The 19,269-nt window shown below is 62.1% G+C and carries 23 protein-coding genes; 4 read left to right on the top strand and 19 right to left on the bottom strand.

Features of this window, described 5'->3' with window-relative positions; genetic code table 11:
• Positions 1–8: 8 nt before the first annotated feature.
• From AC6I97_RS06185 to AC6I97_RS06165, 5 genes are all read right to left on the bottom strand, one after another.
• Entirely contained in the window at positions 9–1,982 is a 1,974-nt protein-coding gene (locus tag AC6I97_RS06185) for an ABC transporter ATP-binding protein (protein WP_497944404.1), read from the bottom strand.
• Positions 1,979–3,712: an ABC transporter ATP-binding protein gene (locus tag AC6I97_RS06180; protein ID WP_497944403.1), complete on the bottom strand. Its 1,734-nt coding sequence runs from the start codon at positions 3,710–3,712 to the stop codon at positions 1,979–1,981. The genes AC6I97_RS06185 and AC6I97_RS06180 overlap by 4 nt, the downstream gene beginning before the upstream one ends.
• A 72-nt stretch (positions 3,713–3,784) precedes the next feature.
• Entirely contained in the window at positions 3,785–4,687 is a 903-nt protein-coding gene (locus AC6I97_RS06175) for a helix-turn-helix transcriptional regulator (protein ID WP_497944402.1), read from the bottom strand.
• Positions 4,688–4,819: 132 nt separating this feature from the next.
• Positions 4,820–5,524, bottom strand: a complete 705-nt coding sequence (locus AC6I97_RS06170) for an AAA family ATPase (protein ID WP_497944401.1) — start codon at positions 5,522–5,524, stop codon at positions 4,820–4,822.
• 9 nt (positions 5,525–5,533) lie between these two features.
• Entirely contained in the window at positions 5,534–6,211 is a 678-nt protein-coding gene (locus AC6I97_RS06165; RefSeq protein WP_224088943.1) for an FMN-dependent NADH-azoreductase, read from the bottom strand.
• A gap of 167 nt (positions 6,212–6,378) precedes the next feature.
• Between AC6I97_RS06165 and AC6I97_RS06160 the strand changes: the two genes are divergently transcribed.
• The 3 genes from AC6I97_RS06160 (at position 6,379) to AC6I97_RS06150 (ending at position 8,152) form a co-directional block, all read left to right on the top strand.
• The gene (locus AC6I97_RS06160) at positions 6,379–7,029 is read left to right on the top strand and encodes an HAD family hydrolase (protein WP_497944400.1); all 651 of its coding nucleotides are present in this window, start codon (positions 6,379–6,381) and stop codon (positions 7,027–7,029) included.
• Between the two features lie 78 nt (positions 7,030–7,107).
• Entirely contained in the window at positions 7,108–7,515 is a 408-nt protein-coding gene (locus AC6I97_RS06155; protein ID WP_223934520.1) for a winged helix-turn-helix transcriptional regulator, read from the top strand.
• A 16-nt stretch (positions 7,516–7,531) separates the two neighbouring features.
• Positions 7,532–8,152, top strand: a complete 621-nt coding sequence (locus AC6I97_RS06150) for a thioesterase II family protein (RefSeq protein ID WP_497944399.1) — start codon at positions 7,532–7,534, stop codon at positions 8,150–8,152.
• Positions 8,153–8,227: 75 nt separating this feature from the next.
• On the opposite strand, the gene AC6I97_RS06145 is transcribed toward AC6I97_RS06150, so the two are convergent.
• From AC6I97_RS06145 to AC6I97_RS06130, 4 genes are all read right to left on the bottom strand, one after another.
• Complete coding sequence (locus AC6I97_RS06145; protein ID WP_497944398.1) at positions 8,228–8,839, bottom strand: flavodoxin family protein; 612 nt, start codon at positions 8,837–8,839, stop codon at positions 8,228–8,230.
• Positions 8,840–8,893: 54 nt separating this feature from the next.
• Positions 8,894–9,139 carry an acyl carrier protein gene (locus AC6I97_RS06140; protein WP_224088948.1) on the bottom strand — a complete coding sequence of 82 codons (246 nt, stop codon included), beginning with the start codon at positions 9,137–9,139 and terminating at the stop codon, positions 8,894–8,896.
• Between the two features lie 88 nt (positions 9,140–9,227).
• Positions 9,228–10,202, bottom strand: coding sequence for a beta-ketoacyl-ACP synthase III (locus tag AC6I97_RS06135; protein ID WP_309928416.1), 975 nt, complete (start codon positions 10,200–10,202; stop codon positions 9,228–9,230).
• Complete coding sequence (locus tag AC6I97_RS06130) at positions 10,199–11,248, bottom strand: AvrD family protein (protein ID WP_497944397.1); 1,050 nt, start codon at positions 11,246–11,248, stop codon at positions 10,199–10,201. The genes AC6I97_RS06135 and AC6I97_RS06130 overlap by 4 nt, the downstream gene beginning before the upstream one ends.
• 179 nt (positions 11,249–11,427) lie before the next feature.
• On the opposite strand from AC6I97_RS06130, the gene AC6I97_RS06125 reads away from it, so the two are divergent.
• Positions 11,428–12,264, top strand: a complete 837-nt coding sequence (locus AC6I97_RS06125) for an alpha/beta fold hydrolase (RefSeq protein ID WP_497944396.1) — start codon at positions 11,428–11,430, stop codon at positions 12,262–12,264.
• Positions 12,265–12,270: 6 nt separating this feature from the next.
• On the opposite strand, the gene AC6I97_RS06120 is transcribed toward AC6I97_RS06125, so the two are convergent.
• The 10 genes from AC6I97_RS06120 to AC6I97_RS06075 all read right to left on the bottom strand — a co-directional run bounded on the left by AC6I97_RS06120 (position 12,271) and on the right by AC6I97_RS06075 (position 19,253).
• Positions 12,271–13,800, bottom strand: coding sequence for a CYTH and CHAD domain-containing protein (locus AC6I97_RS06120; RefSeq protein ID WP_497944395.1), 1,530 nt, complete (start codon positions 13,798–13,800; stop codon positions 12,271–12,273).
• 95 nt (positions 13,801–13,895) lie between these two features.
• The gene (locus AC6I97_RS06115; RefSeq protein ID WP_497944394.1) at positions 13,896–14,381 is read right to left on the bottom strand and encodes an SRPBCC family protein; all 486 of its coding nucleotides are present in this window, start codon (positions 14,379–14,381) and stop codon (positions 13,896–13,898) included.
• A gap of 158 nt (positions 14,382–14,539) precedes the next feature.
• Positions 14,540–14,911 (bottom strand): hypothetical protein, encoded by a 372-nt coding sequence (locus AC6I97_RS06110; protein ID WP_309928421.1) that lies wholly within the window; start codon positions 14,909–14,911, stop codon positions 14,540–14,542.
• 126 nt (positions 14,912–15,037) lie between these two features.
• Positions 15,038–15,373 (bottom strand): PRC-barrel domain-containing protein, encoded by a 336-nt coding sequence (locus tag AC6I97_RS06105; RefSeq protein WP_497944393.1) that lies wholly within the window; start codon positions 15,371–15,373, stop codon positions 15,038–15,040.
• Complete coding sequence (locus AC6I97_RS06100) at positions 15,360–15,788, bottom strand: hypothetical protein (RefSeq protein WP_497944392.1); 429 nt, start codon at positions 15,786–15,788, stop codon at positions 15,360–15,362. Before AC6I97_RS06100 ends, AC6I97_RS06105 begins: the two co-directional genes overlap by 14 nt.
• Positions 15,785–17,014, bottom strand: a complete 1,230-nt coding sequence (locus tag AC6I97_RS06095) for an Nramp family divalent metal transporter (protein WP_224088961.1) — start codon at positions 17,012–17,014, stop codon at positions 15,785–15,787. The genes AC6I97_RS06100 and AC6I97_RS06095 overlap by 4 nt, the downstream gene beginning before the upstream one ends.
• The gene (locus AC6I97_RS06090) at positions 17,011–17,526 is read right to left on the bottom strand and encodes a hypothetical protein (RefSeq protein ID WP_497944391.1); all 516 of its coding nucleotides are present in this window, start codon (positions 17,524–17,526) and stop codon (positions 17,011–17,013) included. Before AC6I97_RS06090 ends, AC6I97_RS06095 begins: the two co-directional genes overlap by 4 nt.
• A complete protein-coding gene (locus AC6I97_RS06085) occupies positions 17,523–17,726 on the bottom strand; it encodes a hypothetical protein (protein WP_224088966.1) in 204 nt (67 codons plus the stop codon). The genes AC6I97_RS06090 and AC6I97_RS06085 overlap by 4 nt, the downstream gene beginning before the upstream one ends.
• Positions 17,727–18,099: 373 nt before the next feature.
• Entirely contained in the window at positions 18,100–18,258 is a 159-nt protein-coding gene (locus tag AC6I97_RS06080) for a hypothetical protein (protein WP_216926527.1), read from the bottom strand.
• Positions 18,259–18,488: 230 nt separating this feature from the next.
• Entirely contained in the window at positions 18,489–19,253 is a 765-nt protein-coding gene (locus AC6I97_RS06075) for an IclR family transcriptional regulator (RefSeq protein WP_224088968.1), read from the bottom strand.
• Between the last annotated feature and the right edge of the window lie 16 nt (positions 19,254–19,269).

Below are 19,269 nucleotides of genomic sequence, written 5' to 3'. Positions count from 1 at the left end.
CAGCAGGCTCACACCTCTTCAGCCGCCGGCGCGGCAAACTGCGCCTCATAGAGTCGTGAATACGCCCCACCAGCAGCGAGCAGCTCAGCGTGTGTCCCCTGTTCCACGATCTGCCCGGATTCCATGACCAGGATGAGATCGGCGTCGCGGATGGTGGAAAGCCGGTGCGCGATGACGAAGCTGGTCCGGTCAGAGCGGAGTGCGTTCATGGCTTTCTGCACCAGGACCTCGGTACGGGTATCCACCGAGCTGGTGGCTTCATCAAGGATCAGCACCGACGGACGGGACAAGAAGGCGCGGGCGATGGTGAGCAGCTGCTTCTCGCCGGCGGAGACATTGCCGCCTTCGTCGTCGAGCACTGTGTCGTAGCCCTCGGGAAGGGAACGGACGAACCGATCCACGTAGGTGGCCTGGGCAGCTTCAAGGATCTCGGGTTCGGAAGCAGTGGGCCGGCCATAGGCGATGTTGTCGCGGATGGTCCCGCCGAACAGCCACGTATCCTGCAGGACCATGCCCATCCGCGAGCGCAGTTCCTGCCGTGACATGGTGGCGATGTCCACGCCGTCGAGGGTTATGCGTCCTGCGTCCAGTTCGTAGAAGCGCATCATGAGGTTCACCAGGGTGGTCTTGCCCGCACCTGTTGGCCCAACGATGGCAATGCTTTGACCGGGCTCGGCCACCAGGCTAAGGTCCGTGATGAGTGGCTTGTCGGGCAGGTACCGGAAGGACACATTCTCGAAGACGAGCCGCCCGCGCGCGGGGCCCCTGGACTGGCCGGAAACAGGTTCCGGGGATTCTTCCTCCTCATCCAGAAGGTCGAACACGCGTTCCGCCGAGGCAACGCCGGATTGGAGCATGTTGGCCATGGATCCCAGTTGCGCCAAGGGCATGGTGAACTGCCGTGAGTATTGGATGAAGGCCTGCACGTCACCCAATTGCATGGCTCCAGAGGCCACTTGCAGGCCGCCCACCACAGCGATGCCCACGTACACCAGGTTTCCGATGAACGTCATGGCCGGCATGATCAGCCCGCTCACGAATTGTGCCCCGAAGCTTGCCTGATACAGCTCGCTGTTCTTGGCGCGGAACTTCGCTTGGACTTCGTTTTGCCGGCCGAAGACCTTCACCAGCGCGTGTCCGGTGTACGTTTCCTCGATCTGCCCGTTGAGCTCGCCGGTGTTTTTCCATTGCGCGACGAACAGTTTCTGTGAACGCTTGGCAATCACCACCGTGGTCCCCAGGGTGAGCGGGATGGTCACCAACGCAATCAGGGCCAGCAGGGGCGAGAGCAGGAACATCATCACCAACACGCCAAGCACGGTCAGCAGCGAGGACACTACCTGGCTGATGGATTGCTGCAGGCTTTGGGAGATGTTGTCGACGTCGTTGGTCACCCGGCTGAGCAGCTCACCACGTTGGATGGAATCGAAATACCGCAGGGGAAGCCGATGGATTTTCGCTTCGATCCGCTCACGGAGGCGGTACACCGTCCGCTGGACGACGCCGTTGAGCACGTAGGCCTGCATCCAACCGAACGCTGAGGCCAGGACATACAGCGCCAGCACCCAGAGCAGCACGGAGGACAGCGCACCGAAATCAATGCCGACGCCGGGTGTCAGGTTCATGGCGCCCAGCATGTCGGCCTTGTTGTTCTCGCCGGAGGCACGCAGGCCAGCAATTACTTGGGCTTTGGAAACCCCTGGGGGCAGTTGTTTGGACACGACGCCGGCGAAGATGAGGTTGGTTCCTTCGCCAAGCAGCCTGGGTCCGATCACGGACAAAGTAACGCTGACCACTGCGAAGACCACCACAAGTGTCAGCCAGAACCGCTCAGGCCGCAACGTGCCCAGGAGCCGCCTGGCCGAGGCACCAAAGTTGGCGGCCTTCTCGGCCGGGATGCTCATTCCAGCGAACGGACCACCACGTCCAGGCCCCATGGGTGGCCGCTGTGGCCCGCGTTGACCAGTTGTCATGGCGCTCATGCCGCCTCCTCCGCAGCTAGCTGGGAGGACACGATTTCCCTGTACGTTTCGGAAGTCTCCAACAGCTCATCGTGCGTTCCCTGCCCAACGATCCTGCCGTCGTCGAGCACTAGTATCTGGTCCGCGTCCGCGATGCTGGAGACGCGCTGGGCGATGATCACCAGCGTGGCACCGTTGGTGTGATGTTTGAGGGCCAGCCGGAGGCGGGCGTCGGTAGCCGTGTCCAGCGAGGAAAACGAATCGTCGAAAATGTACAGTTCCGGCTGTTTCACCAGTGCCCGGGCAATGGCCAGGCGTTGCCGTTGCCCGCCCGAAACGTTGGTGCCGCCTTGGGAAATGGGTGCATCCAGTCCACCTTCCATTTCTTCGACAAAGTCCCGCGCCTGGGCCACTGAAAGGGCCTGCCACAGTTCAGCGTCGCTGGCGTCGGGTTTGCCGTACTGAAGGTTGCTGCGAACAGTGCCTGAGAACAGATATGGCCGTTGGGGCACCAAGCCGATATGCCCCCACAGCAGGTCCGGATGCAGCTCGCGGATGTCCACGCCGTCCATTCGAACCGCGCCTGCAGTGGCGTCGAACAGCCGCGGCATGAGGTTCACCAACGTGGTCTTCCCGGCGCCGGTGCTGCCAATAATCGCCGTGGTCTGGCCGGCCAGGGCGGTAAAGCTGACGCCGCTGAGCACCGGCTGCTCGGCACCCGGGTAGGCGAATCCGACGTCGCGCATCTCCAGTTCGCCCCGCCGGATACCGCCGGTAACAGGATTCGACGGCGGCTGGACACTTGATTCGGTCTCCAGCACCTCCCCGATCCTGTCGGCGGAAACGGACGCGCGCGGGATCATCACGGCCATGAACGTGGCCATCATGACGGACATCAGGATCTGCATGAGGTAGCTGAGGAAAGCGATCAGCGTGCCTACCTGCATGGAACCGTCCTCGATCCGGAACGAGCCGAACCAAATCACCGCCACACTGGAAATGTTCATGACAAGCATGACCACCGGGAACATGAGCGCCATCAAACGGCCTGCACGCAGCGCGACGTCAGTGACGTCGTCGTTCGCCTTTCCGAACCGGGAGGTCTCCATGTCTTCACGCACGAACGCCCGGACCACGCGGATGCCGGTGAGTTGTTCGCGCAGGACACGGTTGACGGCGTCGATCCGAACCTGCATTTTGCGGAACAACGGAACCATCCGGGTAACGATCAGCCCGACGGCCACCAGCAATACCGGCACGCAGACCGCGATCAACCAGGACAGTTGGGCGTCCTGCCGAACTGCCATGATGACGCCGCCAATGCTGAGCATGGGGGCCGCAACCATGAGCGTGCAGGACATGAGGACCAATTGCTGAACCTGCTGGACATCGTTGGTGGACCGTGTGATCAAGGACGGCGCCCCGAACTTGGTGACTTCCTGCTCGGAGAACTCCCCCACCCTGGCAAAGATGGCGTCTCTCAGGTCGCGGCCCATTCCCATGGCTGCCTTCGCGCCGAAGTAAACGGCAACCACGGCACAGGCGATCTGCAGCAGGGTGATCAGCAGCATGAGGCCGCCCATGCGCAGGATGTAATCGGTATCGCCGGTAGCCACGCCGTTATCGATGATGTCGGCGTTGAGCGTAGGCAGGTAAAGGGACGCGATGGATTGCGCCAATTGAAAAACGACGACGGCAACCAGCAACCGCTGGTGCGGCTTCAGGAACCGAACGAGAACCTTCCAAAGCATGGGGACTCCGAACCAACGTAGTGAACCGAAGGCCAGTTTACGTCTGGTTGCTGTGGGCAACTAGAGGGAAAATCAGCCCACTGCTTTCCTGTTCAAACCTTGCAGGGCAGCCTGCGTTCCGGTGCCGCTTTTGGGCAGGTACGTGAAAAGACGGAGGGCAGGGAACTGCGGAACACCCAGCACCATGGGAGCGAAGCTAAGGCGGCCCACCGCCGGGTGGTCGTACACAACATCCACGTGATACGAATCGCCAACCACTTGCCGCTGCCATAATTCGCGGAAAGCTTCCGAGACCTGGCACAGGCCCCGGGCCATGGCATCGAAACGGTGATCGTCAGGGAAGTTGGCTGATTGCGCACGGAACTGCGCCACCATGGAGCGGGCCATCATCTCCTTGTGCACGTGCGGCCGGGCAAGCTCGGGATCCGTGAAGAACCGTTGGAGGCAGCTTTCGCCCACACGCGTATCGAAGGTTTCCGCGGCCGTCGAATTCATGACCACGACCGTCCAAAAAGGGTCCGCGACGTAGCTGGGATTCGCCATGGCATCCACCAGTTGCTGCAGCAGAGCGAGCTGGGCGTCGCCTACGTCGAAGCTGTGGCCGGCAGCCTGTCCCAAAGCCGGCCCACCGGCCGCGCTGTCCTTATTGCCGGTCAGACCCGAACGACGCGCGGACGCGAGCCGCCGGACGTACGTCCGGTCCTCCGGGCTCAGCCGCAGTGCGTTCGAAATGGCATCGAGGATTTCCTCCGAGGCCCCAATGGCCCGCCCCTGCTCCAGCCACGTGTACCAGGAGACGCCGACATTGGCCAGGACGGCCACCTCTTCGCGCCTGAGCCCGGGAGTCCGGCGTCGTGGGCTGACTGGTAATCCGACATCCTGAGGACGGGTCTGCTCGCGGCGCGTGCGGAAGAACTCGCCAAGGCGGGCGTGGTTGGAGCGGGCTTGATGGGAAAGAGGCTGGTCGGCAGGCAATGGGTCTCCAGTAAAAAGACGAGCGTCCGGCCGACCTTCGCGGTGACGCGGGGGTCGGCCGGACGAACCGGTGAGCAGGATCCAAACGGATGTTTCCGTGTTCCTGCAGGATCTGGTTACTGCAGGATCTAGTTACTGCAGGACCCGCTCCCGTTCGGAGCGCACGTCCAACTGCGCGTATTCCTCGGCTGCCAGGCGTGTGGCGTCCTCCGGGCTCATGCGCGGCTCCAGGTTGAAGAGCGAAGCAATCTTCTGGAGGCGTTCCTCCGCCGAACCTGACACAACGTGGAAGGGGATGCCCAACTCGTCCATGGTGTGCTGCAGGATCTCATCCGACATGTTCCGGAATTGATCATTGACCGGGCGGTGTCCGTCAGCAGAGAGCGGAAGCTCGTTCTTCAGGTGCACGAACACATCGAAGGAGTTCTTGACGTGCCTCTTGAAGCTGTTGCCCAGACTGGTCATCACCTCTTCGAAGAACGCCAGTTCCGGAGTCTTCTCCACACTCTCCCCCGCAGCCAGGTGCGCTGAGGCACTGGGGTTCAGCCCGAGGGAAACCCGCACGGACCCGTAGATCCATTCCTGCAGCGATGAACCGTCGGAGATGAAACCTTCCGAGAGCTTGTCCTCGTACACGGCACGCTCCACATGTCGGGTCACGATCATCTGGATGAGCTCCGCGGCGGTGCATTCCTCAAGGGTCTTGCCAGGGGCGGCCTCGGGCAGGATTTCCCGCATGGTCCTGGCCCTGGTGCGGGGCAACCCGGTGTAGTGGGACAGTGCCATGGACGTGAACGTCTTGCCCGAGGAATAGGTGCCCGAAATGCCAATGCGCACAAGGAACTCCTAGTCGTTGACCAGCTGGAGGGTGCCCGCGGCGCTGAGCTTGCCCGCGAATTCGATTGCAGCGTCGCTCAGGTCCGCTTCTGCAACCTGGCGGGTGCCATCGACGTCGCCATTGAGGACCGTGGGAGCGAAGCGAACGTGGGTTGCGTCCTGGATGCCCACAAAGTTCAGCCAGTCAGCGAAGAAGGTGCTGCTGAAGTCGGAGCCGAAAGCGGCCGGAACACCCGGAGCGTAAACCCCGCTGGTGTGGATCGCCAGGGCCTGCTTGCCCTCCATGAGGCCGCGGTAGCCCTGCTCCGGGTCAAAGCCGAAGCTCCAGCCGGGCTGGGTGATGATGTCGATCCACTGCTTCAGCACGTAGGGGACGCCCGAGTTCCACATGGGGATGTTGAAGACATATGCGTCGGCTGCAGCGAACTGATCAAACACAGCGCGTGCGGATTCCCAAGCGGCAACCTGCTCCGGCGTCTGGTCCTGTCCGGTGAAGACAGCCATCTTGGCGGCGGCCGCGATCCGACCGAAAACAGGCAACGCACCGTCGTCGAACAAGTTCAGGGTCTCCAGCTCAAAGCTCTCCGGACCGGCAGCCTGGACGGAGTCGATAAAGTGCCGGGCCAACCGCAGGGAGTCGCTGTTGGCGTAGCGGGGAGAAGCGTTGATGTGGAGGATAGTAGGCATTGGCTTCCTTTCGAGGCTTTGCTGCGGGGACGCTTTGTGCCCCGTATTCGATCCTCACCCGGCCGCTGGGTGCCGCGTAAGAACGCACTTTTTTGTGCCTAGGGCACCTCAAAGTGCCCTCCCCTGGAAGGCTTCACATTGCCGGAGCGGTCCCTAGGATTCTTCCTGTGGAAGAATCCGGAAGCCCCATCACGGGCCAAAGCAGCGGCACGTCCCAGGCTGTGTACACCGACATCGACGGCACCGTCACCGCCTACAACACCATTTTCGAGTTCCTCCGCTTCGACGCCGGCTACTCCCGCCAAGCCGAAGCGGAGGACTTCCTTGAGGGCCTGCGGGCCGCAGCCAGGAATGGCGTACCGCGCTCCGTGACAAACGCCCGATACTTCAGCTGGTGGCGGGGCCGCAGCGTGAGCGAAGTCCAGGAACTCGGCGAGCGCTGGGCAGATTTCCAGGCCTCGTCACCGGATAGCTGGGCCTTCCTGGAACCCGTGGCTTCCCTCCTGGACAAACACACCTCGGAGGGACGGCGCATCGTGGCCGTCACGGCATCGTTTGAGCCGGCTTTGGTACGTGTTCGACGGCGGTGGCCCCACCTTGAGCTGCTGTGCACGTTCCCTACTACCGCCAATGGCATATATACCGGCGACATCGGGGAGGCCCTGGTAGCCGACGCCAAGGCGCGGGCCGTGGCAGCACACGCTGCAGCGTTCTCGGTGGATCTGTCGGGCAGCTTCGCCTACGGGGACCACAGTTCGGACCTTCCTTTCATGGCCTTGGCCGGAGAATCGCTGCTGGTCACCCCGGTTAAGGTTTGAGTCACCGGTTCCCCACCTGCAACAACCCCCAAGTATGCTGTGGCAAGCAGTCCACTTGATGAGGAAAGTATTGGGGATATGACTCTCACGGCTGAACAGAAACGCATGAAGGCCCGGAAGCACTACAACGCTTCCCTGGATCTTTGCCCGGCACGACAGCTGCTTGAGGCCATCAGCAGCAAGTGGGTCACCTTGGTGATGCTCGCGCTGGAGGACGGGCAGCAGCGCCACAGCGACCTCCGCAAACGGATACCCGGCGCAAGCCAGAAAATGTTGACCTCCACCCTCCGCTCGCTTGAACGGGATGGACTGGTCTTACGGCATGTGACCGTCTCCGTCCCCGTGCGAACTGACTACGAGCTCACTCCGCGCGGACATTCGCTGCTGCGGATCATCTTCGAGATGAAGGAGTGGGCCGAGGAACACATGGACGACGTCGCCGCCTCCCGCATGGAACACGACCGCCACCGGCTCGCTTTCAACTAGCGCCGGGACGCCGGACATGCACCTGTTTTGCCTGCACCACGCGGGCGGAACCACGGCCAGTTTTGCGGGCTGGCGTTTTGACGGCGTGCACGTAACCAAGCTCGGATACCGCGGCAGGGATTTCCGTTCCGTTGGTGCCGCCGCGGCCGCCATGGCCGATCGAATCGCAAGCTCGCAGTCCGGTGAGTTGGCGCTCTATGGCCACAGCATGGGCGCCGTGCTCGCCTTCGAGGCCGCCCTTCGGCTTCAGGACACCGGGCGGGTGCTGCACGTGTTCCTGGCAGCCGCGCGGCCGCCGTCTGGAATGTACGACGCCGGCGCTGCCGCGGCAGCCGCTTTCGGCGCCCACTCCGAGCGGGCCCGCGAAGTACTGCTTGAGGATCTGGAATTGTTGGACAGCTATCCCGGGAGGCTGCCCGCCGGCCAGTTGAAGGTGCCGGCCACGGTCCTCTACAGCCCTGATGATCCTGTGGTTACGGCTTCAGAGTCACGGCGCTGGGCGGACTGGTGCGCGCAGAAGCCACGATTGATCGAGGTAGTCGGTGGGGGACATCTGTTCCATATAGGAAACCCGAAGGTCAGGGCGTTTGTGGCAGCCACCCTGTCGGACGCCAGCGTTCACACCGGAACACTTTAGCGCCACGGAAAACGCCCGGCGAAGCCCGGATATGGGCAGCGCCAGGCGTTTTCCGTAGCAGTGAACGAGAAAGCCCTAGGCTCCCGCGCTCACGAGTTCGCGGTCAAGGGCGGTCTTGCCGGCAGCGAATATGGCGGCTATTTCCGCAACGCGCCGCCCTAGGTGCTCTGCGGTAGCGATGTCTGCAGGGTGAACGCCTTCGACACCGACGTCCGAGAATGTCTGCGCGGCGGCACCGTTGAAGTAACCAAAGCGGTTGAGATCGTTTTCCGTGCCCTTGGTGCTCTTCCATCCCGGGAGAAGGCCCAGGTTGATCCAGTTCATGCCGTGCTGGGCTGCGAAAGTGGAGAAGTAGTCCAGGGTGGAATTCTTGTCGCCGGCCTTGCAAGCGGCATTGGTAAAGCCGGCCCCCAGCTTGTTGTGCCATTTCTGCACGGCCCAGCGGCCTGCGGTCTTCTCGGCGAACGCATGGAATGCCGATGGCGCGGTGCCCATGTAGGTAGGGGCGCCGAAAATGATGGCGTCTGCCTGGTCGATGAAATCCCAGGATTCCTGGGTCAGCTCATCCACGCGAAGGAGAGCCGTTGTGGCTCCGGTGGCGGCGGCAGCGGAAACCACTGCGTCTGCCAGGACCTTGGTGTGGCCCGAGCCTGAATAATAAACAACTGCAATCGCCGGAGTGGCCATCAGTGTCCTTCCTGTTTGTTCTGTGTGGTCGTGCGTCTACGTGTGATGGTGTAACTAGATGGCGGGCTGCAGGGCCAGCTTTTCCGTGACCATGCTGGCTGCGGCGCGGGCGCTGCCTGCCTCGGCGAGCTCGAATTCATCCACGCGAACACCGAATTTGTTGCTAAGGATCACGGCGGCTTCAACGAGTGACAATGAATCGATGTCAAGGTCGGCGAACGAGTCGTCCGGTCCCATGTGGCCGAGCTCGTCCATGGTGGACCCAATCGCCCCTACGACGTCCATTGCTGTAATTTCCATTTGCTTCCCCCTTTTACAGGTGGCCCGGGTTGGCCGGCGCCACAGTGGTCCTGCAGGCACCCCGGCCGGCAGGAATCGGTGTCCGGCCCTAGTGCGGGTCGACAACCGAGATCGATGGCCAGGTCATGGCAACGGCTCCCCAGGTAGTCCCTCCGCCAAAGGCAGTCAGGACCACCTTGTCTCCGGGGCTCCTGTGGCCTTTGGTTCCTGCGTCGGTCATGGCCAACGGGATGGATGCGGCTGAGGTATTGCCTACCCTGTCCAGATGGACCTCAGCCTTGGATGCCGGAATGCCGGTCACCGAAGCAACGGTGTTCAGGATCCGGAGATTCGCCTGGTGCGCAATCAAGGAATCCACATCGCCGGCAGCCCAACCAGCGCTTGCGAGCACTGTTTCCACAGAACCGGACATCGCTGCGACTGCCTGCGCGAACACTTCCTTGCCCTGCATTTCAAAGAATGAACCAGGGCCTTCCGGCACGTGGATGAGCGTTTCGCCCTCGCCATCGGAGTGCAGCGTTGACGCCTTGATGGCCCCGGGTTCGTCTGCTGTTCCAGCGGACAAGTAAGCCGCGCCCGCTCCGTCCCCGAAGATCACCGAGGTGGTCCGGTCCCCCGGATCGAGCAAGCGGGTAAAGGTGTCCGCCCCGATCACCAGTGCCGAGTCCACGGATCCCGAACGGATAGCCCAGGTGGCCGTGGTCAAGGCATAGACAAATCCAGAGCAAACTGCGGAGACATCGAAGGCAGCAATGCCCTTCAACCCCAGGTTCGCCGCCACCTTGGGTGCCGTGGCCGGGCAGACCTTGTCCGGCGTCGAGGTCGCCACCAACAAAAGCTGCGCAGATTCGACGCCGGCACTGGCCAACGCCCGCCGACCCGCCGTCGTTGCCAGCACGCTGGTGCTTTCCGTTTCGTCAGAGTGGCGGCGCTCGGCGATGCCTGTCCTGCGCCTGATCCATTCGTCCGAGGTATCCATGACAGCAGACAGGTGCTCGTTGGTGACCACCTTCCTGGGCAGTGCTCCGCCCAGGCCGCGGACAACGGCGGATGCCGCACTCATTTCCTATCCCCTACGGAAGCGCTTACTGCCGCAACCTGGGACGGCAGTTGGTGGGCAACGCTGCAAACTACTTCGCCGCCGTCGAACGTTCCTACGACATCAGCGCAGCGCCACCATCCGCCGTCCTTTTCGATCAACCGGCTCTTGTGCAGCCGCACTGCAAGGCCGGTCCCCTGCCCGCCCCCATTCCTCGGGCAGGAGCCGTTGAGTGTGATGCGGGTTTTGCGCATCCACAAAGTGTTGCTGTCCGCGCGGTCCATGGAATCGAGCCGGTACAGGAGTACCTGTCCCAGCTGCAGCGAGGCAACAAAGTATTCGACGGCGGACAGCGCCTGCGGGTAGGCGGCCTCCAGCCCGCGGCGGTCATCCAGGCTTCGGCCCAGTGAGGACTGCTGGGAGGGCCGCTGGCGGAATGAGACCTGCGCACTGGCCGTTCCTTCACCGGGATCCAGGACCACGTCCAGCAGCGAGACCTGCCGTTCTGCCCACAGCCCACCGTAGAGGCGCGTGCCGGCGTCACCCACCAAAGCTTCCTCCGACGGAGACTGGACTGACGCCAGCCCGAGCTCGGCGTGCTCATGGGCCACTTCCAGTACCGCGGTCATGGACGCAACAGAGCAGCGAAGGACCGAAGCGTGTCCCAGGTCCTGCAGCGTCGCCCGGCATTCGAGATCGCCCAGCGCACCTTCAACAGGCTCACTGCCACCCGAAATGGTCACCGACGCCAGGTAGGCGGCAGGCAACAGCCCGGGAGAATACCGGCTGGCCAACAAAGCCTCCGCCATCCTGGCAGCCAAAACAAGGACATCCGTGGTGCCAAGGTGCGGGGTTTGCTCCGAGTTCCCCTTCATGGACCACGTACCTTCAACGCCAAGGGCTGCGCGGGCAGTGAGCGTGGATTCGGAGACCGTGTGGTTTACGCGGAGTTCCCGCAGCCTGGGGTTGGTGGTCTTGTAGCCGTGGCTGAAGAACCGACCGCGACCATCGCCCAGGAGTTCGTCGATGGATGTGTAACTCCGGGTGTTGGAGTGCAGGGCAAGTGGCATGGGTATTCCTAGGATCGTCATCGGCGGTGATCCTAGAATCCATCTCGCAGCCGACGGCAACCAGTGTCCGTGGATGGTGGTGGTGGGAACACCACCCTCACCGCTTTGGGCGTGTCTCTCCCAGCCCGGACAGTAGGCTGGGAACGTTCGTGTAGATCCGCATCGAAGGGACTTGAGTTTTGGCTTACATCACCGTCGGAAACGAAAACAGCACCGGGATCGAGCTTTATTACGAGGACCATGGGACGGGCCAGCCAGTGGTCCTTATCCACGGCTACCCGCTGGATGGTTCATCGTGGGAGAAGCAAACTGCTGCCCTGCTGGATGCCGGCTACCGCGTTATCACCTATGACCGCCGGGGTTTCGGTAAGTCGAGCAAGCCCACGGTGGGCTACGACTATGACACCTTTGCCGCGGACCTCAAGACCCTCCTGGAAACCCTGGACCTGAACGATGCCGTGTTGGTTGGTTTCTCCATGGGCACCGGCGAGGTTGCACGCTACATCAGCACCTACGGCTCCGCCCGGGTGGCAAAGGCTGTATTCCTCGCATCGTTGGAACCATTCCTCCTGAAGACCGATGACAACCCGGACGGTGTTCCCCAGGACGTCTTCGATGGCCTGTCCCAGGCCGTGAAGGCCGACCGGTACGCCTTCTTCACCGACTTCTTCAAGAACTTCTACAACAGCGATGCCTTCCTGGGGACAGAGCGGCTCAGCCAGGAATCCGTGGACGCCAGCTGGAACCTTGCCAGCCAGTCGGGCGCCTTTGCTTCCGTAGCCGCCCAGCCCACGTGGCTGACCGACTTCCGCGCGGACATCCCCAAGATCGATGTTCCAGCGCTGATCGTCCACGGCACCGCGGACAACATCCTCCCCATCGACGTCACAGGGCGGCGCTTCAAGAAGGCACTGCCCAGCGCCGAGTACCAGGAGATCGAGGGTGCTCCCCACGGTCTGTTGTGGACGCACGGCGCCGAGATCAACGATGCCTTGCTGGCGTTCCTGAAGAAGTAGCAACTCCTACTTTTTGAGGCGGAGCTTTCTGGCTTTCCTGCCGCTATGCAGGTACTCCTGCTGCGCGGCGTCGGCCTTTGCGCGTTCTGCGGCATGGAGCAGACCGTAGGTGAAAGCGCTGTTACTGGCACCGGAGGCAGACCCCAGCTTCAAAAGCTCGGCACGGGCCATGGCGCTGTCCTGGTGTTCACCCAAAATGGTCTGGACATCATGGGCAGCGTCCGCGAGCTTTGCGGCGCGCTTCCCGTGGACACTTTCAGCGGTGGCCGCGGCAAAGCGCAGCTTCTTGGCAGTCTTGCGGACGTTGTGAAACGCAGAGTCACGTGAAGGCCCGACGGCGGCACCCACCGCTGCATCGTGGCGTTTGGCGAGGCGTTTGCCCGCTTTGTTAACGAGCTTGGCTGTGGTCTTGCGTGCCGGCCCGGTTCCTCGCGGTGCAATTGCGGGAGAGTCCAGGAACGCTTCGAGCCCATCCAGGAGCCGGAAATAGCGGGGACTGTTGAGCCGGGTCCTGATTGCTGCCATCGCCGTGTCCCTCCGAACGTTCATCCGTTCATCCAGTTCAGCGTGGAGAGGACCCAAGACCATCTTCATTGGCAGTTCGTCCACATCCTTTCGGAGCCGCTCATGAAGGACCTCTACATCCCGGTAGCGTCCAAGAGTCCGAGCCAATGATTTCAGCTCAAGCTCAAGTTCCTGGACCGGGGAACCCTTGAAAAGCTTGCGGTAACTATGGAGCACCGAACGGATCCGGCGGGTCAGTGAGCGCATCTGATGGACGGAATCGTCACGGTTCATCCGCACATGCGCGTCCTGCAAGAGCAACTTTGCCACTTGGGCGTCGAGGTAGTTCAGGACAGGCACCACGGCCGGTCCCTTGCCGCTGGGGACCTCGCGGCCGGACCCCTTTGCACGCGGCCAGGAATCTCCCAGGGCTGTTGCCAGTTTGGACGACCGCCCGCTGGGGCTTGCCCCGGCGCCAGTGAGCTGGCTTGCCACGGCATCCAAAATGTCGTCGCCGTTGTCCGCGGGCCCGCTGCCGTTGAGTTCCACTTCCCATTCGCGCCATTGTTGTTCATCGGCATTCCCCAGCGACACACGTGCCCGCACGTGGTCATCCACGAACTCCGCAACCCGGCCGCCGTCGTCCTTGTAGATGGGGTAGCTGGTGCGTTCGGTGTTGAGTGTGGCGATTGCCATGACTGCGTGTCCGCGCGTGTAGGCAAGGATCCGGTCCATGAGTTCCACCGGCGCTGTATCGGCCTGGCCCAAGGGTGCATGGATTTCGGTGCGGCGTCCCGGGCTGTGGGGAAGCTTGAGGTGCCATCCGGCGTCGGGGCCTCCTGTCCTGCGCCGCAGCGTGATTCCACGGGCCGCAAGCGCGAGGTCATTCGTGTCGAAATAGACCGCCTCCAGGCTATGGGTGACTGGCTCTCCCACGCGGGCAACGCCGTCGATCCTGTCAAGCGTGGGAAGCGGCGTGGAAGGATCGACGTCGAACTTCCGCTCTGCCTCTACGTTGCTGGACGTAGCCATCACTTCTCCTCACTGGAGCCTGCTCTTCGTAGCACCCTTGGAGGCCGGCCCGTTCGCTGGCCGACCTCCACCGGTATGGGGCTTACACGAACCCTTTAGACCAATGCTCCTCCGCCTTCGTCCACATCACCACCGGATACTGTGCCACGCCAGGCTCCGGTCTCATGGCCTTGGGCCTCGATGAACTTCTTGAACTTGTCCAGGTCCGCGCCCACGCGCAAACTGTCAGCTCCCACTGCCGAGCCGGCCTTTTCCGCGAGGGTGTCCGGCTCCCATTCGATCTCTACATTGACGCGTGTGTGCCCCGCGTCCAACGGTTCAAACGTCACGGTTCCCGCATTGCGCGGGCCGTCCACGCTCGCCCAGCTGACTAATGCATCAGGCACCTGCTCGATGATCTGCGCGTTGTATTCGCGCTTCACGCCGCCCACGTTCGTTGCGAAGTGGAGGGCTGTGTCGTCGATCTGCTGCACGGACTCCACGCCATTCATGAACTCAGGAAAAGTCTCGAACTGCGTCCACTGGTTGTAGGCAACGGACACGGGTACATCTACTTCAACTGACTTACTGACGGTAGCCATAAGGTGTCGCTCCTTCGATGTGTCTTCTCGTAGTGCGTTGTATGTACTGCGCTCTAAAGTGCCGGACTCTTTTGAGCCGGGTAGTGCCGGCGGCGCGCCAGCCGGCTGGCTGCATAACCGGTGGCGCGCCTGTCTTATGGGCGCGCCGGGGTTACGGCCTAACCTGCGTCGAAGTTCTCTTCGTCGTCGTCCTTGGGTGACTGGTCCCGGGGCAGATCATTGCCGCTGCCATCGGCCAGGGAGTCTGTAGGCTGGTCCAGATTCTGCTCGGCCTGGGACTGTTCGTCGATGCCACCGAAGCGGCCTGCGCCCGGTTCGCCTGCGCTGTCCGAGTCCTCAGGATCCAAATGGCTGAGGTTTGGTGCGCCGGTTGCGTATGTTTCGCCATCAGGGCTGTCCTCGCTCAGGCCGGCTTCGCTGAGGTCCTCTTCCACGCGGGGCTGCGCCTGCGATCCGCCCGCTTCCTGCTCTGCTGTGGGGGTGCCGTAGCCTCCCGCTTCCTCTTCAGGCGTGGCGTTCTGCTTGTCCATGTGACCTGTCCTTTCCGTGCGGTGGAACGTGTTAATGGAACACTTCGAACCTATAAGGACGGTTGGCGACGTGTCCATGCTTTGAAGAAATTAGTCAGCAAACTTAGCAATTTCATGCTTGAGGCGCTATCGTGGCAGCCCCGATTCATAAGCCACGAAGTCCGGACGAAGCACCACCTCCCGTGAACCCATCATCGCGACGTCCTCCCACAGCACCAGGAACGATCCCCGATGCCACCAACGCAGGAGCTGCGCCACCGGCCACGGCTGCGTCATACCTTGCCGCTCATACCCAAGAAAAGACGACGCCGTCCGCGGACTCACAATGATGCCCACCACGCGAGCTTGGCTCAGGAGCTGGGTAGGCGCAGAATCCAGGGCGAAGCGGACGTCTGAAACCTCTCCCAGCCGTTCACCACTGCTATCCACCACCTCACTGCCCAGCATGTCAGTCAGGATCATGGCTACCACCCGGGATCCGCCCGATCACATGGGTCCGAAGCCACCGCTCCACCCACGACGCGTCGAGTGAGTCCGAACGCACGCCAACCGAGATGACGGTGTCGACGCCGGACACGACGTCCCATGGAATGCGGATCAGCCTGTTCGACGGCGGCCTGCCGCCGAAGATCCGCGTGCCCAGTACCGGACCTGTTAGCAGTGCCGTAATGCTCGGCGATGCAGCACCTTCGGGAATGGGCTCGTCAGGTGCGGGGCCACTCAACTCGAGGTCGTCGACAGTGGTGACGGGTACGCCGTCGACGTCCAACACCTGACGGTCCAGCAAGTGCAGCTGCGCGTCCAGGACCAACCCTGCCGGACGCGGCGCAGGCCTGATTTCATGCGGCTGGATCTTCCTGCGTTTGGCGGTACTCATGCGCCTGCTCCGGTAATGATCATGAGTGGAATGGCAGCCAAGGACGCGGCAAGGATGATCACCAAATAGACCAACCCGGCGATGTTCACGGCCCTGTTGTTGACGTGCTCACCCATGTATTGGGGATCGTTCGCGACAATCAGGATGGGCAAATAGGTCAGAGGCAGCGCGATCGCGGAGAACACCACGGAGTACTCAGTGACCAGGATGGGGTCTACGCCAGTGGCGAGGACAGCGGCACCCGCCAGAAGGACCACGATCATGGACATATGGAACCTGGCGGCCTGCGCCGGGCGCCGGAACTTTCCCCATGACCATCCAAAGAACTGCGCCAACGTGTAGCCGCTGGACAGCGTGGTCTCCAGCGCCGCACCGAAGGTTGCGGCCACAAGGCCCACAATCAGCACGGCCAAGGCAAGTTGGCCTCCGGCCAGGGCAACGGGCAAAGCCACTTGCGAAAGCGTGGTGACGCTGATTCCCGCAGGCAGGAGAACGACGGCGGCGCACGCGGCGATTGCCACGGAAAGGAACCCGCCCAGCGGGAATCCGAGCAGAACGTTCATTCGGGCCTGGAGCAGATCCTTGACCTTCCACCGTTCCTCCACAGCGCCCGAGGAGAAGAAGAAGACCTCGTAGGGGGTCATGGCAGCACCGAAGAGAGCGATGGCAAAGTACCAATACACGCCAGCGCCTTCCTCCTGAGGCACCGACGGCGTGAACGCTTGGGTGGCCAGGACACCCCAATCGGGCTTGAGCAGGAAAAGCGCCACTGCAAAGACCACCAAGGAGAGTCCCAGGAGACCCGTGACGTTCTCCATGATTTTGAACTTCACGCGCCAAATCACCAGCCAGACGGCCAGCAGCGCGACAGGGACCCAGAGCAGGTAGGCTACGCCGCTGGCCAACTGCAGGGCCAGGGCGATGCCGCCGATCTCGGCGGTGACCGTCATCAGGTTGATCAGGAAGGAAGCGCCAAGGTTGGCCAGTCCGGCGCGCGGTCCCATGCGTTCGCGAATCACCTCGAACGTAGCCCGGCCGGATACCGCTGCCACCCGTCCTGACATGTTGGCAAAAAGGCAGATTCCGACGACGCCGACCACCACCACCCACGCCAGGGAAAGTCCAAAGCGGGAGCCTACTACGGCGTTGGTCACCAAATCCCCGATGTCAACGAAGCCCCCGATTGCCGTCAGGATGCCCAGTGCAACGCCGAGGAGCCGCTTCACTGGATGCCGGCCTTGGTCATGAGGGCTTTGAGCTGGTCCGTTGCACTGCGCAGTTCGGCCAGGACTTGGGGCAGGCCATGCTCGCCTGAACCCGATTGCCCCTGTTCGGGGCCACTGGGTTCCGGGCTACCGGGTTGCCGGCTACCGGCAGGAGCCGTCAACGCGTCGCGTGCATGCAGCAGCGCGCGCGAGACTGTGGCGAAGGATGCCAACATGTCATCACGGAGCGACTTTTCCTCCTCCGTGGGAGCCGTGAAACCTTCAACTTCATCGGTAGCGGACTCGACCTCGCCCAACATGTCATCCGCAGCAGTAGAGCCGGCAGCCGCCGTCGTGCTGTTCTTGATCCTGATTTCCACCGCCAGGGTAGTGGCCTGGACGGCAGAGAAGACGTCCTTGGCTGGTCCCTTAAGCGCCTCCGGGGAAGGACGTTGTGAGCATGCCGTCAATGCTCCGGCGAGTACCGCCAGAGCCAGAAGAATCGTCGTCAGGCGCTTGCCGTACCGGCTCACGATGGCTGCGGAACCTGGCAACCGGCTTGTGGATCCATGCCTGTGTAATTAAGGGGCCCGGCCACAATATTCAGGGCGATGGTCGCAAACTGCGAACACTGCGCGGGTGGGGCGTTGTAATAGCCGCGTTGGCCGGCCGCTATTGCTCCAATGACGAGCCACACAACTACGAACAGCCCAATAATTGAACCGATTCGCATTTCTTCCCCAATCGATAAACGGAATTACTGCCCAGCTATTAGTACTGGCTGGGTGACCAAAGGGCGCGGTCGGGCCCGGGATCCCTTCCCTGGCCGCGACCGCAAAACCCATGTCAATCCGAAGGATTGGTTTCGGTAGTCAAACCGCGATCGTCTGCGGTCCGCTCATCTTTTTCTTCTGCCGGCCCGGGTGGATTCGCTGATTCATTTCCCCCGGCATCGGCGGCATCTTCCGAACCTTCCCCGGATGCGTCGCCAACAGGTACCTGATCGCTGGAGTCGGGCGCCCCAAGATCGCGTGGGATCGGATGACCTGGCGTCGTGATCCCATCGTGCACCTGACTGAAGCCGGCAACTTCGGTTGGATCAGTTGTCATACGCGCGACCGGCCCCGGCCCAGAACCCAGCCAATGAGCGCCAGGACCAGCAAGATAATTCCTACCCACAGCAGGAAACTCAGGGCCTGGTTAAAACCGCCAACAAGCAGCAGCACGATCGCAATGACGCCGGCAATCACCAATAGTGTGTTCATCTAAGCTACGCATCCCTTCAAACAAATTTGTCCAGTTAGGAAGGCGTCCGCTGGGACTCCAATTGGAGCTCCACCCCAAAGCAACGGGCACCGAACGGAGAAATGTTCTCTCCTTATTCCGTACTTACCCCAAATGACAACAGTTCAAACAGAACCGCCGCCCTCGAAGCACGTGCACAGCATCATGATAGGCGCGCATTGTGTTCCGGCGAAGTATTTCAACAGGAAACTTAGTACCTCTTCGCCGAAAAAGCTCCAAGTGCCTGGCTGATCTCCCGCGCAGTACCCGCGGCGGCCTCTCCGTATTCCTGATACTTGGCAGGCACGATCCTGCTTGACGGCCCGGAAATGGAGATTGATCCTGCCGCCACACCGCCTGGTCCCAACAAGGGAACACCGATTGAGGTGATTCCCGTACTGAGGCCCTGCTCATTGATGGAGTATCCGCGTGCACGGGTTTCCGCGATCATGGCCCGGAGCTGCGCCGGGTCCACCACCGTTTGCGGCGTTAAGGCTTCAAGGGGCGTGGCCAGATAGTCATCCACGATTTCGTCCTCAGCAGCGGACAAATAGGCAATTCCGGTGGAGGACGCGTGCATCGGCAAGCGGGATCCCAGCGGCAGGAAAGCCCGCAGGACATGGGGCGTGTCGAGGCGTTCGATGATGAGCATGTACCCGCGGTCCGGGACCGCGAGGTGGACAGTCTCCGTGGTGTCCAGCTGCAATGCATTCAGGGGGCCCATGGCGGCGTCGCGGATAACCGAGCCGCTGCTGCCCCGGCTGGCCACGGCGAAAGCATGGTTGGTCAGCACCCACTTTCCGGCCTGCGCTTCAGACTGCGCCACCCATCCCAATTCCGCCAGGGTCCTGAGCATGCGAAGGACCGTAGCCTTGGGGACATCCACCTCACGGCTCAGCTCCGACAGGCCTGCCGGTTGGTTGTCCGATACGGCTTCAAGAACCCGGATAGCCGTGACGACACTCTGCGTACTCATTCACACTCCCCCTTGA

Source organism: Arthrobacter sp. TmtSoilC48 (genome assembly GCF_059739425.1).
This window is presented reverse-complemented; position numbering and strand designations above follow the sequence as displayed.

What these genes read in the sequence shown, in the direction of transcription:
- AC6I97_RS06185 (WP_497944404.1), bottom strand. Translation starts at nt 1,982, where the DNA reads ATGAGCGCCATGACAACTGGTCAACGCGGGCCACAGCGGCCACCCATG.
- AC6I97_RS06180 (WP_497944403.1), bottom strand. Translation starts at nt 3,712, where the DNA reads ATGCTTTGGAAGGTTCTCGTTCGGTTCCTGAAGCCGCACCAGCGGTTG.
- AC6I97_RS06165 (WP_224088943.1), bottom strand. Translation starts at nt 6,211, where the DNA reads ATGCCTACTATCCTCCACATCAACGCTTCTCCCCGCTACGCCAACAGC.
- AC6I97_RS06155 (WP_223934520.1), top strand. Translation starts at nt 7,108, where the DNA reads ATGACTCTCACGGCTGAACAGAAACGCATGAAGGCCCGGAAGCACTAC.
- AC6I97_RS06150 (WP_497944399.1), top strand. Translation starts at nt 7,532, where the DNA reads ATGCACCTGTTTTGCCTGCACCACGCGGGCGGAACCACGGCCAGTTTT.
- AC6I97_RS06145 (WP_497944398.1), bottom strand. Translation starts at nt 8,839, where the DNA reads ATGGCCACTCCGGCGATTGCAGTTGTTTATTATTCAGGCTCGGGCCAC.
- AC6I97_RS06140 (WP_224088948.1), bottom strand. Translation starts at nt 9,139, where the DNA reads ATGGAAATTACAGCAATGGACGTCGTAGGGGCGATTGGGTCCACCATG.
- AC6I97_RS06135 (WP_309928416.1), bottom strand. Translation starts at nt 10,202, where the DNA reads ATGAGTGCGGCATCCGCCGTTGTCCGCGGCCTGGGCGGAGCACTGCCC.
- AC6I97_RS06130 (WP_497944397.1), bottom strand. Translation starts at nt 11,248, where the DNA reads ATGCCACTTGCCCTGCACTCCAACACCCGGAGTTACACATCCATCGAC.
- AC6I97_RS06120 (WP_497944395.1), bottom strand. Translation starts at nt 13,800, where the DNA reads ATGGCTACGTCCAGCAACGTAGAGGCAGAGCGGAAGTTCGACGTCGAT.
- AC6I97_RS06115 (WP_497944394.1), bottom strand. Translation starts at nt 14,381, where the DNA reads ATGGCTACCGTCAGTAAGTCAGTTGAAGTAGATGTACCCGTGTCCGTT.
- AC6I97_RS06110 (WP_309928421.1), bottom strand. Translation starts at nt 14,911, where the DNA reads ATGGACAAGCAGAACGCCACGCCTGAAGAGGAAGCGGGAGGCTACGGC.
- AC6I97_RS06105 (WP_497944393.1), bottom strand. Translation starts at nt 15,373, where the DNA reads ATGATCCTGACTGACATGCTGGGCAGTGAGGTGGTGGATAGCAGTGGT.
- AC6I97_RS06100 (WP_497944392.1), bottom strand. Translation starts at nt 15,788, where the DNA reads ATGAGTACCGCCAAACGCAGGAAGATCCAGCCGCATGAAATCAGGCCT.
- AC6I97_RS06085 (WP_224088966.1), bottom strand. Translation starts at nt 17,726, where the DNA reads ATGCGAATCGGTTCAATTATTGGGCTGTTCGTAGTTGTGTGGCTCGTC.
- AC6I97_RS06080 (WP_216926527.1), bottom strand. Translation starts at nt 18,258, where the DNA reads ATGAACACACTATTGGTGATTGCCGGCGTCATTGCGATCGTGCTGCTG.
- AC6I97_RS06075 (WP_224088968.1), bottom strand. Translation starts at nt 19,253, where the DNA reads ATGAGTACGCAGAGTGTCGTCACGGCTATCCGGGTTCTTGAAGCCGTA.